This window comes from Pectobacterium sp. S5 (assembly GCF_051707265.1).
GTDB classification, from domain to species: Bacteria; Pseudomonadota; Gammaproteobacteria; order Enterobacterales; family Enterobacteriaceae; genus Pectobacterium; species Pectobacterium polare.
In genome coordinates this window covers 1-12,681 of sequence record NZ_JAULSZ010000002.1, presented here as the reverse complement: position 1 = coordinate 12,681, position 12,681 = coordinate 1, and the positions used below count along the sequence as shown (strand labels likewise).

15 protein-coding genes are annotated in these 12,681 nt (G+C 48.0%); 9 read left to right on the top strand and 6 right to left on the bottom strand.

What is annotated here, in order from left to right:
• Entirely contained in the window at nucleotides 1–1,419 is a 1,419-nt protein-coding gene (locus QWJ20_RS09710) for an SrfA family protein (protein ID WP_433992410.1), read from the bottom strand.
• A 288-nt stretch (nucleotides 1,420–1,707) separates the two neighbouring features.
• Nucleotides 1,708–2,397, bottom strand: coding sequence for an expansin EXLX1 family cellulose-binding protein (locus tag QWJ20_RS09705; RefSeq protein ID WP_095699491.1), 690 nt, complete (start codon nucleotides 2,395–2,397; stop codon nucleotides 1,708–1,710).
• Between the two features lie 317 nt (nucleotides 2,398–2,714).
• On the opposite strand from QWJ20_RS09705, the gene QWJ20_RS09700 reads away from it, so the two are divergent.
• The 7 genes from QWJ20_RS09700 to QWJ20_RS09670 all read left to right on the top strand — a co-directional run bounded on the left by QWJ20_RS09700 (nucleotide 2,715) and on the right by QWJ20_RS09670 (nucleotide 9,690).
• Entirely contained in the window at nucleotides 2,715–3,143 is a 429-nt protein-coding gene (locus tag QWJ20_RS09700; RefSeq protein WP_349719831.1) for an OsmC family protein, read from the top strand.
• A 318-nt stretch (nucleotides 3,144–3,461) separates the two neighbouring features.
• Nucleotides 3,462–3,857: a cytochrome b562 gene (locus QWJ20_RS09695; RefSeq protein WP_249681922.1), complete on the top strand. Its 396-nt coding sequence runs from the start codon at nucleotides 3,462–3,464 to the stop codon at nucleotides 3,855–3,857.
• Nucleotides 3,858–3,962: 105 nt separating this feature from the next.
• On the top strand, nucleotides 3,963–4,517 hold the full coding sequence (locus tag QWJ20_RS09690; RefSeq protein ID WP_109411035.1) for a TetR/AcrR family transcriptional regulator: 555 nt from the start codon (nucleotides 3,963–3,965) through the stop codon (nucleotides 4,515–4,517).
• Between the two features lie 136 nt (nucleotides 4,518–4,653).
• The gene (locus QWJ20_RS09685; protein WP_095994569.1) at nucleotides 4,654–5,850 is read left to right on the top strand and encodes an MFS transporter; all 1,197 of its coding nucleotides are present in this window, start codon (nucleotides 4,654–4,656) and stop codon (nucleotides 5,848–5,850) included.
• A 137-nt stretch (nucleotides 5,851–5,987) separates the two neighbouring features.
• Entirely contained in the window at nucleotides 5,988–6,476 is a 489-nt protein-coding gene (locus tag QWJ20_RS09680; RefSeq protein WP_349719829.1) for a GNAT family N-acetyltransferase, read from the top strand.
• 170 nt (nucleotides 6,477–6,646) lie between these two features.
• Nucleotides 6,647–8,620: a methyl-accepting chemotaxis protein gene (locus QWJ20_RS09675; protein ID WP_095699485.1), complete on the top strand. Its 1,974-nt coding sequence runs from the start codon at nucleotides 6,647–6,649 to the stop codon at nucleotides 8,618–8,620.
• Between the two features lie 188 nt (nucleotides 8,621–8,808).
• Nucleotides 8,809–9,690, top strand: coding sequence for an HTH-type transcriptional regulator ArgP (locus QWJ20_RS09670; protein ID WP_433992409.1), 882 nt, complete (start codon nucleotides 8,809–8,811; stop codon nucleotides 9,688–9,690).
• Nucleotides 9,691–9,737: 47 nt separating this feature from the next.
• Here QWJ20_RS09670 and QWJ20_RS09665 read toward each other — a convergent pair whose 3' ends face one another.
• Nucleotides 9,738–10,004, bottom strand: coding sequence for a DUF3811 domain-containing protein (locus tag QWJ20_RS09665; RefSeq protein ID WP_095994565.1), 267 nt, complete (start codon nucleotides 10,002–10,004; stop codon nucleotides 9,738–9,740).
• A 156-nt stretch (nucleotides 10,005–10,160) separates the two neighbouring features.
• Between QWJ20_RS09665 and QWJ20_RS09660 the strand changes: the two genes are divergently transcribed.
• Together QWJ20_RS09660 and QWJ20_RS09655 are read left to right on the top strand one after the other, a co-directional pair.
• Complete coding sequence (locus tag QWJ20_RS09660) at nucleotides 10,161–10,496, top strand: nuclear transport factor 2 family protein (protein ID WP_095699483.1); 336 nt, start codon at nucleotides 10,161–10,163, stop codon at nucleotides 10,494–10,496.
• Nucleotides 10,497–10,768: 272 nt separating this feature from the next.
• Nucleotides 10,769–11,434: a hypothetical protein gene (locus QWJ20_RS09655; RefSeq protein ID WP_433992408.1), complete on the top strand. Its 666-nt coding sequence runs from the start codon at nucleotides 10,769–10,771 to the stop codon at nucleotides 11,432–11,434.
• A gap of 155 nt (nucleotides 11,435–11,589) precedes the next feature.
• On the opposite strand, the gene QWJ20_RS09650 is transcribed toward QWJ20_RS09655, so the two are convergent.
• From QWJ20_RS09650 to QWJ20_RS09640, 3 genes are all read right to left on the bottom strand, one after another.
• Nucleotides 11,590–12,000 (bottom strand): hypothetical protein, encoded by a 411-nt coding sequence (locus tag QWJ20_RS09650; RefSeq protein ID WP_433992407.1) that lies wholly within the window; start codon nucleotides 11,998–12,000, stop codon nucleotides 11,590–11,592.
• Between the two features lie 61 nt (nucleotides 12,001–12,061).
• On the bottom strand, nucleotides 12,062–12,394 hold the full coding sequence (locus QWJ20_RS09645; protein WP_433992406.1) for a hypothetical protein: 333 nt from the start codon (nucleotides 12,392–12,394) through the stop codon (nucleotides 12,062–12,064).
• Between the two features lie 105 nt (nucleotides 12,395–12,499).
• A partial coding sequence (locus QWJ20_RS09640; RefSeq protein ID WP_433992405.1) for a hypothetical protein occupies nucleotides 12,500–12,681 on the bottom strand: 182 nt, incomplete at its 5' end.

Sequence of the window (12,681 nt, the reverse complement as noted above, 5' to 3'; positions counted from 1 at the left end):
TTATTTACTCTCGCGCTTTATCGTCATCGGGAAAACGGTGTCTGCATCATAACGACCAATACACTCCGCCGCGGTGCCGGATGCGCCTTGTTTACAGACCAGTTCTGGCATTTGGAAACGAGAATTATCGGAACAGCGGGCGCCGGAACGACTGTTGATGATCAGATTGCCGGAACTCATTAATCCTGCCTCAATATTGGCGCGACACGTGACACCGTCACCATGAGTGATGCGCGCGGTACCTTTACCATTTTGAATCTGGTAACGCAGGCTAGGCGGCCTGCCGGTAATCGGGGCTTTGCTATCAACGATGACGCGCCAGTTACCGTTCAGGAACTTGATGGAGCCAATTTTCACCGCGTCGGCTGGCATGACTAAATCATCCTTGCCTGCAGGAATCGCTGGCACTTGCTCGACAACGGGCTCAACTGGCGGTGCAGCAGGCTCTTTCGGTTCCGTGACCGCCGGCGCTTCCGGTTTGGCCGCATCTGCTACAGGCGCAGCAGCAACCGGTGCCGTAGCAACTGATGGCTCAGCGGCTTTCACGACCTCTTTTTCTGCGGCAGGTGGAACAGGCGTGCTTTCTTGCGGTGGTGCTGGTTCAGCCGGAGTAGAAGAAGGCAGGGCGCGTTTTTCTGGCTTGACCGTCGAGGCTAAATCGGATGTTGGCTTGTCGTCTTGTCCTGACACGCAGCCACGTATTTGCAGTGACAAAATCGCTAACAGCGCAGCGGCAGGTAACAGCCACCACAGGCGGAAGAACGGTGCGCGAGCAGGCACTGCCGCAGCGGCGACAGGCGCAGGCGTTGGCTCGACGGCTTCCGGTACGCTGACAGGCTGTGGTTCGGGTTCTGGCTCGGAAACGGGTTCAACCAGCGGTAATGTTGGGGCGCTTGCTGCCGGGGCAGGTGCAACAAAAAGCGGTTCCGCTTCCTTGATGAGTGGTCGCAGGCAGTCCAATGCATCAAGACGGGATTTCTTATCGAGATTGACGAAGCCCCAGAACGTTAAGACCGGTTTGCCATCAACCAGATAGACGTGGTTCGCTCCAGGGAACTGTATCGCTTTTGCCAGCAGGACACCGAAAAGTTTCTGCCCGGCTTTTTCTGCATTTTGCGCACGCTGGCTGATGTCGGCAACCGCAGCTTGATGAGTTTCCAGTAACGCCAGCGCCTTTTCTCGTTCTTCTTCGCTCGCGGCAATCCAGGAGGTGACTTTACCGTCAACCGGCGAATACCAGTCAATGCGGTCGCCATGCTCGTTGGGTTGGGGAATCGCCAGGCAATCGGCAATCTGCTGCTGTTTTCTGAGACGTAACGTTTCCCGCAATTGAAGTGCTGATGCGTAAACCGGCTGCCCGTTCTCACCCAGCGCCAGAAAATCATCCAAACTTCCACTACGTAAAAATAATTTTGCCACGCAAAAGAGACCTTTTGTAATGATGCCTAAAGCAGAAAATAGAGTGTAATCTGCGACAGGGTATACTGTAGTGCGAATGATGGCGAATCAAACGCTTAAAGAAGTGATAAAACTAACAAATATTTGAGCAATAGAAAAAGTGGGAAACGGGAAGTGTACGCACGTGCAGCCGACGACGTCCAGATAATATGATGAAAACGCTGACAAAAACGAGGCCTTCTCTTTCAGTAATGATTTGCGGAAACGAGGGACGCTGCGCGACATCAGCCTCCCTCAAGGCAGTGAGAATTAAAGCTGGACGTTACCCGTGATCAGGTAAGCGGATGAGGTACTTTGTGACATCGGCGGCAGCGTATCGCTGAGGACATTACCTTTTACGTCGGTAAATTCAACGGGAATATCGTTCATTCCAACGTGCTCAACAATAAAGTGGTTATAATCGGTTTTCTGTGCAGCAATCCATTGGTTATTACGCATATATTTCATTTCAATAACGGGATATTTTACGTTCCTGAATTGCACCGCAGCCCAATAAGGGTTTGAACCTTCCTTTATACGATAAATAACGTTGCCTTTTACCGGTGCTTCGATCAGCGTCCAGTCGATATTAATTTTCCCATCTCGCAAATCGCCTATTTTCTCAAAAGCGTTAAACGATAAATCCAGTGCACAATCGCCCCCTTCAGGATAGAGGTCGGTGACATAAACCACCGTACTGCCTTTTGGTCCATTCACTTTCAGGTAGGCCCCAGCCAGCGACGCCTTCACGCCACGATAATCCAGCTGGTTCCGATTTAATGCCGTGATCTCCATGTTCTGCGGGATCGGATCCAGTAAAAGGGCACCGCCCTGATAGCCAGAGCCCGTCGCAGTGGCGTAGCCGTAACAGATGTCGTCCAGTTCCCACTGAGCGTGGGCGGTATTAATCAGGGGAATAACGCATAATGCAGACAAGGCTAATGAGGTTATTTTATTCATGTTTCACATCCAATATGATTCAAGATTAATAACATAGGTGAGTGGTAAAATAAAAAACCAAAACGGAAATCCATTTTTTGGCCTATTGATAATAGGAGTTTTGTATAAATAGGTAAATCGGTTTTATCTTAAAAGAGTAAAGCAGTGAATATATCACTGGGTTTATTTCTATCGAGTGAAATAGTTATATGCGTGAATAATCGATTTGGATTTATTCAGAATGTGTTCTACGGTTTAAAGGGTGACAACATTATTTCGCGTCAACGCGGATAACTGCCAATGGCTAATCTAGAACGATGAAGAGGAGACAGGACAACATGACCATTCATAAGAAAGGACAAGCGCATTGGGAAGGGGATATCAAGCAGGGAAAAGGCACCGTATCAACGGAAAGTGGTGCACTGCAACAGCAGCCTTACGGCTTCAATACCCGTTTTGAGGGTAAACCCGGCACAAACCCGGAAGAACTGATAGGTGCGGCGCATGCAGCCTGTTTCTCTATGGCGCTCTCGCTGATGTTAGGCGAAGAAGGGCATACACCTGAATCGATCGATACCACGGCGGATGTGTCGCTGGATAAAGTTGATGGCGGGTTCGCCATCACCAAAATCGCGCTGCACAGTACGGTGAAACTGCCGGGTATTGATGAAGCCACGTTCGATAGCATCATCCAAAAAGCGAAAGCGGGCTGCCCAGTGTCCAAAGTGCTCAAGGCCGAGATTACGCTGGCCTATCAGTTGAATTAAGTACCAGCAGCTGAACTAAGAGCAAGTTGCAAAACTGAGGCTGTTTCCCCCATTTTACCGATAAAAATTGTGTTGATAAAAAGGCTTACCGGCGTCGCGCGGTAAGCCTTTTTACATTTATACAATTAAAAATAACGAAACGATTAAAAATAATTTAACATCTTTACGATAATAACCATAAAATTAGCATAGTCATTGCTGCATGATGCGGGCTATGGCGTAGGACGCAATATAACAAGAGCAATATTGGGCTGGCCGGTTTGTGGTGGTCAGATTCTCTGAGTATGTCGTGCTGTGGAACACAAGCGAGAGTTCAAGATGAATAAAATGACCAAGATCTGTTTTTCTGTGCTGTTGGCCGGTAGTTTGCTGACCCCTGTTTTGGCAAACGCTAGCACGTCGGAAGACATGCGCGGTATGCAGAAAAGCTATACCGCCGCGACGAAAGCGGACGATGCTGCCGCGCTGAAAACCGCGTTGAGCGCATTCCGTGAGCACGTCGAGCACGCGAAAACGCAGGTTCCACCTGATTTCGCCAAACAGCCTGCCGATGGCCCAGACAGAAAAGCCTATGTGGAAGGTCTGGATAAGATTTTGCAAAAAGTGGACAGCGCACAGGCTCTGGCAGATGCCGGTAAACTGAACGAAGCCAAAGCGGTGTTAGCTGAAATCAACGCGTTGAAAGGCGAATATCACAGTAAATTGAGAGGCTAGGCCGCTTTTCGTTTACCATAAGCCGCCAGTGGGATCGCACTCACTGGCGGCTTTTTTTGTTATAAACGTTAGGACAGTCAGGGTCGCCAGCTAAGGGGAAACAGGATGATGTCACCATCACACGATGCAACGCATGATGGCAAAGATACACAAAGCAGAATTCTTGAGGCTGCGCTGGAAGTCATACTGGATCACGGCGTGAGAGGGGCAACCTACCGAAAAATAGCGCAGCAGGCCGGATTGTCGCCGGGGACGCTAACCTATCGCTACAGCAATATTGAATTGCTGTTGAGCAGCGCGTTCATTTATATGGTCGATGGGATTTCACACGCATTCCGTGTTCGCCTCAAGCAGGCAAAGGATATCGACAGCGCGCGCGAAGCGGTAGTTGACCTGATCTGTGGAGACATCTGGGCAACGCCGCGTCATCTGACGTTAAGTTTTGAACTGTACGCGCTGGCATCACGGAAAGAAGAGTATCGGCTGATATTGCAGGAGTGGATGACGCGCAGCAGAAAATCGCTTCACCTCCATTTCAGTATCGCAACCGCGTGTTCACTGGATGCGATGATTGAAGGATATACGATTCATAACTATCTCAATAATGAAGCCGTCAGCCGTGAAGACATCCTCAATACGGTAATCAAACTGACATCTTGATTCTGCCTGACGCGATCTTGTCAGGCATCTTCCCATTAAAAAAGAACCTAATGAAACAGGTGCAAAGTAGTGCATATTCGTGCGATAGTTATTCGTACATATGTACGAATTGGTTTAAATAAAGACGACGAGAACCATGACCACAAAACCCGCTATCAATAAATTTGCCCTGTTCGGGCTGATGTTCATCCCCGGTTTTACGTGGGCAACCTGGGTGACCCGAACGCCCGTTATACGTGACGTTCTGAATGCCTCAACGGAAACGATGGGCATGATTCTGTTCGGTTTTTCATGTGGTTCCATGCTCGGCGTATTGGGGGCAGGTAAAGTCATTAACGTTCTCGGCATTCGTAAAACCATGGCCGGAGGATTCCTGCTGCTTCTGCTTGGGCTACTCATGCTTGCTGCGTCGCTTTCGATTCAAAGCACGCCCAGCGCTTTTATGGGATTGTTGATTTTCGGCGCAGGAGTTGGCCTGGTTGATATCGCCATCAACATTGAAGGGGCGGCGTTTGAACAGCATCTGAATAAAAGCCTGATGACCACGCTGCACGGTTTTTTTAGCCTGGGAACGTTGGTCGGCGCGCTGACAGGGATGGCGATGACGGCGTTCGATATCAATACTACGCTGCATTTTGTGGTGGCCGTAGCACTGTCGATATTCACCGCGATTGTGCTGATGCGCCAAATGCCGTGGCTGAGCGATTTGGCCCGTTCTGAGCAAGAGGAAAAAGGCGACTACAAGACGCAGGTCTTCAACGAACTTAAAGACAGCCGCTTGCTGATTCTCGGTGTGGTTATTCTTGCGATGGCGCTTGCCGAAGGTTCTGCCAACGACTGGTTGCCACTATTGATGATCGATGGTCACAACTTTGGTCACACGTCGGGGACGCTGGTTTATGTCGGATTCACTGCTGGTATGACGCTGGGGCGTTTTGCCGGAGGGTACTTTGTCGATCGCTTCGGCAAGGTCAATATGCTCCGCTTCAGTGCCGCCTCCGCCGCACTTGGGCTGACGCTGGTCATTTTCTCTAATGCACCGTTGCTGGCCGCCGCTGCGGTTATCTTCTGGGGTATCGGCGCATCGCTGGGCTTCCCGCTCACGATTTCCGCTGCAGGAAGCGGAGAAAATAGCGCCGTTCGCGTCACGATTGCCGCAACATTGGGCTACTTTGCTTTTCTCGTCGGTCCGCCTGCACTGGGCTTCCTGGGCGAGGTTGCAGGGTTACGCATCGCCATGCTACCGGTGCTTGTTATGGTGATTCTGGCCTTTGTATGCTCGTCTGCCGCCCGTGAACGTGCGGCCAAAACGGCATCTGAAACCCCATCCTGACGTTTCTGCGCGGTTCCGTTTTGTGTTACCGGAGCCGCGCAACCTGTGCCACGATATTAATTACGTTGATAATAAATGATGTGATGAATCTCGATTAACAAGACTGGTCATCACTCCGAACTGGGAAAGTGAACACAATGGTAAATTTAACAGATATGGCCGAAGGGGATTACCCCGAATATCGCCAGTTTTTTATTCTTGAATATGCTCAGGATCTACAAGAATCTCGGGGATATGATGCGGAAAAGGCGAGGGCGATCGCCACGCAATCGATCGATATTGCGCTACCGCAAGGCGTTCACACGAGAGCCAATAAGTTATGGTGCATTCATTCCTCAGATAATGCAGGCGTCATCATTGGTTACTTGTGGGCCGTTCTGAAAGAAAACGCAGCCTGGGTCTCTGATTTTTGCCTTCTGCCCGCGTGGCGGGGCCGTGGTTTCGGTAAAGCCTCACTTGCTGCGATGGACGTAGCACTCACGGCGTTAGATATTGGCGAAATCGGGCTGAGAGTGGCCACGAATAACCCCATTGCCAAGGCGTTATATGAAAAAAATGGCTTCCAAATCACCGGTTTTAACATGCACAAAAATCTGGAGCAGAATCCTCCATCAGGCCGCCATTAACCCAGCGAAATAGGGCAAGTACACCTCAACGACCACAGGCTCCCCAATGCCACTCTTTTGTTCACATCTGTGTAACTAAAGTTCAAAAAAAAGACGCCGATAAACAAATAGTAGGAGCTCATTGCAACGGAATGTTGATTACGATAAGTATCAACTCTAGGGGAGCCATAATGGCCAAACAATTAATACAAAAAAAACCAATGAGTACCCGCGCTCAAGTGCTGCTAACTGGCGCATTAACTATCGCACTCGGTTTCGCTGTCACCATTGGGGTGCTCAGCTGGCAGTCTAGTGAAGAACAAAAATCTCTGGCCGAACGCTATTTACAGCAGATAGCCCAAAGTGAAGCATTAAGAATTCAACAGGAACTCAACTACGCCCGGGATGTGGCGCATAACCTCGGACAAGGGCTGGCTGCATTGCCCGCCGCAGGCATTAAAGACCGTGCGGTGGTCGATAAAATGGCGGAATATGCCCTGCGGGATAACCCAGAATACCTCTCGATTTCAGTCATTTTTGAAGAGAATGTGTTTGACGGTCGTGACGCCGAGTTTGCCGATCAACCAGGTCAGGCACCTAAAGGCCGCTACGCCTGGTTTGTTGACCGCGATCAGGCTGGCAATTACAAGATGCACCCCCTTCAGTCCTTCCTGACTCCCGGCCAAGGCGATTACTATCTGCTGCCGCAAAAGAGCCAGAAAGATACGCTCATCGAACCCTATTCCTATGCTTACAACGGCGTTCCAACGCTGCTGACGTCAGTCGCCGCACCGATTGTCAGTCAGGGGAAACTGTGGGGCGTCGTGACTTCAGACATCTCCCTTGCGTCATTACAGCAAAAAGTTAACCAGATTAAGCCTTGGGAAGGCAGCGGCTACGCGATGCTGCTATCCAGTGAAAGTAAAGTCATCTCTTATCCTGATAAATCCCAGACGAGCAAAGCCTGGCAAGGGCCGACGGACAATTTCACGTCTTCAGTGGTACAACACGACGATGCCATTTTGGGTGAAGAGGCGCTGATTACCTGGCAACCCATTACTATCGGCAACAGCACAGATAAATGGCATTTGGCCATTGTTGTCCCTGTGAGCCAGGTGATGGCGGCTTCTGAACGCCAGTTAATGAATGCCGTCATCATGATGGTGATCAGTATCCTGTTGGTGAGCGCGCTGCTGGGCTGGGTATTCAGCCGTAAAGTGCTCAAACCACTGGGTGGCGAACCACGCGAAGCGGCCACCATTGCGCTGGCTGTTGCGGAAGGTCGACTGAGTAATGTGATTGACGTGCAACCCAACGATCGTAACAGCCTGTTCTTCGCGCTGAATACGATGCAGTCACAACTGCGTCAGGTGGTCGGACAGATCAAAGACGCCAGTGATTCCGTGCGACAAGGCGCAGCGGAAATTGCCAGCGGTAACCTCAACCTTGCATCGCGTACGGAGCAGCAGGCTGCTGCGCTGGAACAAACCGCGGCGAGTATGGAAGAGATCACCGCAACGGTGAAACACAATGCCAACAATGCTCATCAGGCCACGACGCTGACAGAGAATGCCACGAAGATTGCTCAGCGCGGCGAATCGCTGGTCAGTCAGGTGGTTCAGACGATGTCGCAGATTGATGAGAGTGCGAAGAAGATTGGTGATATTACCGCCATGATTAACAGCATCGCTTTCCAGACCAACATTCTGGCGCTGAATGCCGCAGTAGAGGCTGCACGAGCGGGCGAGCAGGGAAGAGGATTCGCCGTTGTGGCATCGGAAGTGCGCAGCCTGGCACAGCGTAGCGCCAGCGCGGTGAAAGAGATTGCCGCACTGATTGAGGAATCCAGCCAGCGTGTTGAAAGCGGCGTTAAACTGGTGAACGATGCCGGTAAAACCATGCAGGATATGACACACGCCGTCAGCTCGGTGCAAAGTATCATCGGTGAGATCGTCACGGCATCGGATGAGCAGGCGAAAGGCATTAGTCAGGTCACGATTGCCGTCAATGAAATGGATGGTGTCACGCAGCAAAACTCCGCACTGGTACAGCAGATGTCGGCTGCTGCCAGTTCGCTGGAAGATCAGTCTATGTCGTTAGCGCAGGCGATAGAGCATTTTCGTTTGGAACAGCAGCACGTGTCACCTCATGCACTCTTAAAATAATAAAGTGACGCTGTCACCCGGCGGCCTAACGGTTGCCGGGTGACATCTTCAATCCTTCCGTGATGTTGCTCCACATCCCCTGAATTTTCTTCAATACCGAATATGGCATTCACCACTTCGTAAACGTTGTCTCTATCCTTTAATTAAGGCAAATTAAATCATCCTGATATTGTTAAGAAAAAATAACCATGCACTTGAATTACCCCTGTCTGAGAGCGTTCATGGAGATTGTCCGTAGCGGCAGCTTTGAAATTGCGGCTCGTAAACTTCACGTCACGCCGTCTGCCATCAGTCAGCGTATCAAACAGTTAGAAGATCAGCTTGGTCAGGTACTGATCGTAAGGGGCAATCCGTGTCGAGCAACGCTGACGGGACAAGCATTACTTCGACACGCAGAACAGATAGATATGTTGGAGAGTGAGCTTTTCAGCACGCTTGAAATGCCGGCCAGACAAAGTCTTTCAGTGGCGGTGAATGCGGATTCAATAGATGGATGGTTTCTGGATGCGATGGACGATGCCTGTCACCAATCCAGTATTTTGCTCGATATTCTCGTCGAGGATCAGGAGCATTCGGCAACCTTGCTGCGTGAAGGTCGGGTCATGGCAGCGGTCAGCGCCAGCTCGGAACCGATTCAAGGCTGTGGCGTAGAATATTTAGGAACGATGCGTTACCGCGCCTATTGCTCACCGGTTTTTCACGAGACGTACTTTGCGGATGGCATCAATGCGGACAGTTTGCAAAAAGCGCCGCTCCTGATATTTAACAATAAGGACAGATTACAATCCTTATTTATAGCATCGCTGGTTCCAGAGGCGATTGAACCGCCGCAGCAATTCGTTCCTTCAACGGCGGCTTTTGTCGGTGCCATTCTCAGAGGGCTAGGGTGGGGGATGATCCCGGAACATATGGCATCATCTCATACGGAAAAAGGCGAATTAGTACCGTTTCAAGCCGGAAACCCTATCGATATCCGTCTGTACTGGCACCGGTGGAATATCCGTTCTGCATCGCTGGAAGCGTTAAGTCAGAGCGTGCGAACTGCGGCCGTTCGGCATCTTTTTCAGTAATGAATGCCAAGCCAAGAAAGGAACACGAGCGACCGTTGACGTAAATGCTAGCGGCGGCCCCGTAGATTTGTACTGGCTGACCATTCATATGTCGCTGAGGAATCAGGTTTAAACTTATTTTTCTTCTTCTCGGCCTTCGCCTGTTTTGCTACAGCTTCACGTTCCTTCATCAGTTTATCGATGTAATCATCTTTAATATGATTGCTCTCAGAGTTGGTCAGCGTGCGGTCCTGTTTTTTTCGTGCCTGATCGAGTAACGTTTTAAGCTGACGTTGTTCACTTTCAGTCATGTCTTTCTGAGTCAGTCGTTGCATGGGAATGAACCTGATAAGCGGGCTGGAAAGTACATTGTAGAGGAAAACGCTCTGAGGCTCAGATAAATCGTACCGCGAGCCTCCCTGATTTCTTGATAATTGGCACACAACTTATTTATTCAGGCACAGTAGAAAAACACATAGTAGGGAGAAACCATGTCACCAGAATCGGCCGTAGCGGCACAATTTAAGGCCTATAACGAACATGACATCGATGCATTCGTGTCATGCTTTGCACCAGATTTCAAAGCATACCGTATGCCGGCAGAAACGCCATCGATGGTAGGAAAAGAAGCGTTGAGAGAGTTTTACGTGAATAACCGGTTCAACAACCCAAAACTGAGAGCGGAATTGGTATCTCGCACCGTGTTAGGCAATAAGGTATTTGACCATGAGTTAATTCATGGGCTTTCAGCGGAACCTATAGAAAGTATTGCCGTCTTTGAGGTAGATAACGGGCTTATTAATACAGCTTGGTTTTTCTTTCGTTAAGTGTTTATGGGTGGGATTTGCTCAGAGGAACGGTTAGTTCATCCCACACTGGTATCACAACGCGCCATAGAGTTATTTGAGGGGAGGCAGCTATGGCCGAAAAGTGGTTGGCAGAGACAAACAGAGCATTAGGACGGAAATCACTGGCTGAAATGTTGTCGAGCCAATCTGGAATAGATACCGTTCTCAGTCGGTAGTGCTTTGATTATCAGGTTTTTACTTATGATAAACTGTGGCTCGCCGAAGCCGTCACTAAGAGGTGGTAGATAATAATGAATTTAAGTGAACAGAATCTTGTGCTAATGAAATTTTTCTCTACAGCCGAATATAAACAAGCATTTTTAGATGGACAAGTTTTCTGTAACACGCCTGCTTATTATCGAAAATCGGATAAAGAAGGGGTAGGGGATCGATGTGAGAGTGCCATCTATAGTTATTACAACGGGTATGAACCAAAAGATGGTATCAAGTTTGAAATGGGGTTAGGTAAAAAAATTGGGGAAAATAAATTAAGCATTAAAAATTGCAATGCTGTTATTTTTAGGAAATCTGGAGAGATAGATTCTTGGTTGAATTGTTGGTATGCACTGGACATAATCACGACTTCCCCAGATGTTACAACCAATAGTTTAGAACGTATGCTAAGCGAATTTGGCGATAACGCAATATTATTGACATTGGATAATTGGGACGAGTTTTTACAGAGAATAAAGAAGTATTCAGAAAAAGAAGTTGAATATTGTCTTGTAAAATACACTGATAATCCGACCAAAGTCAGCAAGTATTGTAAATTAGAACGCTATAGTTACCAGAAAGAATTTAGATTTTTAGGAGAGTTTTACTGCCGTTCGCTGGCCCGAGCGGGAAAATCTATCGATATCGGATTGTCAGCCACATGTGGGATTTTTGATGCCGGAAAAAGTGTTTTACGGATGTGAGGGATTACGCAGTTGAACGGCCAGTTCCTGCCTGCGCCTCCATTGGTTCGCATAACGACTCGTTATGTTGAAAAGGCCGCTGCGAAAATTGAATCCCGCAGCGGCCTCTTTAGCATAACGTCATTGTGCGAACCAATATTCCTTAACCTATTGATTTAATAGTAACTCCACTCTTTCTGCATGAATAGTTTTTCGGATGCAAGTCCGTTCTTAACATAACCTTCGACGCCTAGCCAAAAATCTAAATCTGCTAAATCTTTAGCAGCTGATGCTAATAGCTTTTTTATCTCTCCGGATTCAGATAACTTAGCAATTAAATAGGCAGTAGACCCTTCCGGTGGTGCGCTTTTTTTATATGCCTCAACTATAGATCCAGTTATTTGATACACACCATTAACAGGTTCAATTTTTGCATCAATGAATTTGTTATTTAAATGATCAATAACTAACTTTTTAAAAGTCGCTGTGCGATCAATTTTATCAGAAACCCTTTCAGGGAATGTATTGATATAATAATCACGCAGAATCTTATAAAACTCAGCTATCTTGATATACTCACTTTTCATTTTTAACATCCTTTAATTTTAAAAAGATCAAACGTCAGGGTTGTTGTTTAATGTGATGATTTTAATGACTTTTTCTCCTGCGGGGAGAGCCGTCTGGCTTGAAGTTATCTGGTATGTTTATTTTTTTCGCTTTCCGACTTACGAGTTTCTCCCACTCTTTTTTAATGTTGTCGTCTTCGCTTTTTTCGGCGTTTATAGCTAATATAATTTCATCCGCATCAATGCCTAATGCAGCTGCAACTTTTAGGCATTTATCACTAGCTAGCCAACACTTGCCATATTTTAATGTTGTTATGTATTGGCGACTCACATCTAAGTATTCCGCTATCTTTATATTGGTATCTAATCTTGTGTATCTTTTTAGATCTAAAATGTAATCGTATAATTTTCGCACGCCTTAACTCCTGTATACATTTTGACCGCGAAGCGGTTCGGGGTTCAGTGACACCCGAACTTTAGTGCGGTTTCCCGCACTTTTCGTCTGTCAACTTGTTTACGGTTATTTTAAGTACAGATTTCCATCTTCATCTATATCAATGTTTTTTATCGCATTTTCAATCATGTAGTGAACTAGATCTGACTCGGAATAAATCTTCTGCTTTCCCTTCATGATCGCCTTCTTAGTCAGAGAAAAGGCGAGTTCTCTCAGCTCGACGGCTTCTTGCCTGTCTCTTATACACA

What these genes read in the sequence shown, in the direction of transcription:
- QWJ20_RS09690 (WP_109411035.1), top strand. Translation starts at nt 3,963, where the DNA reads ATGATGTCACCATCACACGATGCAACGCATGATGGCAAAGATACACAA.
- QWJ20_RS09675 (WP_095699485.1), top strand. Translation starts at nt 6,647, where the DNA reads ATGGCCAAACAATTAATACAAAAAAAACCAATGAGTACCCGCGCTCAA.
- QWJ20_RS09680 (WP_349719829.1), top strand. Translation starts at nt 5,988, where the DNA reads ATGGTAAATTTAACAGATATGGCCGAAGGGGATTACCCCGAATATCGC.
- QWJ20_RS09655 (WP_433992408.1), top strand. Translation starts at nt 10,769, where the DNA reads ATGAATTTAAGTGAACAGAATCTTGTGCTAATGAAATTTTTCTCTACA.
- QWJ20_RS09670 (WP_433992409.1), top strand. Translation starts at nt 8,809, where the DNA reads ATGCACTTGAATTACCCCTGTCTGAGAGCGTTCATGGAGATTGTCCGT.
- QWJ20_RS09685 (WP_095994569.1), top strand. Translation starts at nt 4,654, where the DNA reads ATGACCACAAAACCCGCTATCAATAAATTTGCCCTGTTCGGGCTGATG.
- QWJ20_RS09665 (WP_095994565.1), bottom strand. Translation starts at nt 10,004, where the DNA reads ATGCAACGACTGACTCAGAAAGACATGACTGAAAGTGAACAACGTCAG.
- QWJ20_RS09700 (WP_349719831.1), top strand. Translation starts at nt 2,715, where the DNA reads ATGACCATTCATAAGAAAGGACAAGCGCATTGGGAAGGGGATATCAAG.
- QWJ20_RS09695 (WP_249681922.1), top strand. Translation starts at nt 3,462, where the DNA reads ATGAATAAAATGACCAAGATCTGTTTTTCTGTGCTGTTGGCCGGTAGT.
- QWJ20_RS09650 (WP_433992407.1), bottom strand. Translation starts at nt 12,000, where the DNA reads ATGAAAAGTGAGTATATCAAGATAGCTGAGTTTTATAAGATTCTGCGT.
- QWJ20_RS09660 (WP_095699483.1), top strand. Translation starts at nt 10,161, where the DNA reads ATGTCACCAGAATCGGCCGTAGCGGCACAATTTAAGGCCTATAACGAA.
- QWJ20_RS09705 (WP_095699491.1), bottom strand. Translation starts at nt 2,397, where the DNA reads ATGAATAAAATAACCTCATTAGCCTTGTCTGCATTATGCGTTATTCCC.